The organism is Mesorhizobium sp. M2C.T.Ca.TU.002.02.1.1 (assembly GCF_003997225.1).
Genome location: NZ_RZTO01001062.1, coordinates 1 through 1,748 on the forward strand (window position 1 = coordinate 1; position 1,748 = coordinate 1,748).

Annotated in this window: 1 protein-coding gene and 2 pseudogenes; 1 reads left to right on the plus strand and 2 read right to left on the minus strand. The window is 64.3% G+C overall.

The genetic code is table 11. From position 1 onward, the window contains the following. Together EOD07_RS38860 and EOD07_RS33310 are read right to left on the minus strand one after the other, a co-directional pair. Nucleotides 1-138, minus strand: a pseudogene (locus tag EOD07_RS38860) (tellurite resistance TerB family protein); the annotation flags it as partial. 140 nt (nt 139-278) lie between these two features. After that, nucleotides 279-1,208, minus strand: a complete 930-nt coding sequence (locus EOD07_RS33310; RefSeq protein ID WP_127238249.1) for a rhodanese-related sulfurtransferase — start codon at nt 1,206-1,208, stop codon at nt 279-281. 140 nt (nt 1,209-1,348) lie between these two features. Here EOD07_RS33310 and EOD07_RS33315 point away from each other — a divergent pair. Then, nucleotides 1,349-1,748, plus strand: a pseudogene (locus tag EOD07_RS33315) (keto-deoxy-phosphogluconate aldolase); the annotation flags it as partial.

Below are 1,748 nucleotides of genomic sequence, written 5' to 3' on the forward strand. Positions count from 1 at the left end.
GGCGGCAAGCGCGCCGGCGGCAAGCGGATTGTCCTTCGCCATCTGCACCGCCTGCCCCGCCTTGTCGCGGACGGTCGAGCCCGTGCCGGGAATTTGCGAGCCGAGAAGGTCGTCGAGCAGCTTCTTGGGGTCGAGCATCAATGCCTCCAGAATTGGCCCGGCCAAATGCGCGCGGGCAAGGTTTCGGACCGGCAAGACGTAGGCCCCGCACATTAACATTACAATGATGGGGGACATTACAATGACGGGCCGCTTTTCGGTTGCGGGGGCCGGCCGCTCTAATTGCCGATATGGCGCTTGCCGCCGCGCGCTTGCGCCAGCTCCACTTGGCGATGGCGTTCGGCATAGCGCTCGCGGTCGGCATCGGACCGTGTTTCGAAGCAATGCGGGCATGAAACGCCGATCGCGTATTTCGGCGACAATCTGTCCTCGACCGTCAGCGGATGGCGGCAGGCGCGGCAGAGCTCCGCCTCGCCCTCGGTCAGCCCATGCGAGACGGACACCCGTTCGTCGAAGACGAAACATTCGCCTTGCCAGAGGCTGTCTTCGGCCGGCACGTCCTCCAGATATTTCAGGATGCCGCCCTTGAGATGGAAGACATTTTTGAGGCCGAGCGACTTCACATAGGCCGTCGCCTTCTCGCAGCGAATGCCGCCGGTGCAGAACATCGCCACCTTGCGGCCTTCAAGCTCCTCGCGGTGCTCTTCGACCCAGGCCGGGAACTCGCGGAAGCTGCTGGTCTTGGGATCGATCGCACCCCTGAAAGTGCCGAGCGAGACTTCATAGGCATTGCGCGTGTCGACGACGACGGTATCCTCATCCGAGATCAGCGCATTCCAGTCGGCCGGCGCGACATAGGTGCCGGCGCTGGTCGCCGGGTCGATGTCCTCGACGCCCATGGTGACGATCTCGCGTTTCAGCCGCACCTTCATGCGGTGGAACGGCATCTCGGCGGCGCCGCTGTATTTGACTTCCAGCCCGGCAAGACCTTCGATGGCCTGCAGATGGTCCACGAGCGCGGCAATCGCTTCCTCGCTGCCGGCGACGGTGCCGTTGATGCCTTCATGCGCCAGAAGCAGCGTGCCCTTGATGCCGCGCCCGCAACAGAAGGCGGCGAGCGGCGCGCGCAAGGCCTCGTATCCGTCGAGACGCGCGAATTTATAGAGCGCGGCGACGCGAATGGGCTGAATTTCCTTGGCTATTGTCATGGCTATGCCACTAGACCGTGGTGAAAGCCGTTTCAAGGCAAAGCGGGAAGCTGCGCGGCATCGCGACACGCCGGGTTCCGTGGACTTGAGCGGACCCTTCTGCTAATCGGTTTAAAACGATCGAAAATGGAGACCAGCACATGACCAGCAAAACCGAAAAGCTCCTGTCGCTTCTCAACGGTCAGCCGGTCATCCCGGTGCTCAAGATCGCCAATGTGGCCGATGCCGTGCCGCTTGCCCGCGCCCTGTCGCGCGGCGGCTTGAGGGCGATCGAGATCACCTTGCGCACCGCCGACGCGCTGGAGGCGATCCGCCGCGTCGCTGCCGAGGTCGAGGAAGCGATCGTCGGCGCCGGCACCATCCTCGACGCCCGGCAGTTCGAGGAAGCAGCAAGCGCCGGCTCGACATTCATCGTCAGCCCCGGCATCACCAGCCAGCTTCTCGACGCGGCCAAGGACAGCCCGGTGCCGCTGCTGCCCGGCGCCATCACGCCCGGCGAGATCATGGCCGCGCGCGAAGCCGGCCTGCGCTTCCTGAAGT

Coding starts and splice junctions, on each gene's coding strand:
- EOD07_RS33310 (WP_127238249.1), bottom strand. CDS start 1,208: ATGACAATAGCCAAGGAAATTCAGCCCATTCGCGTCGCCGCGCTCTAT.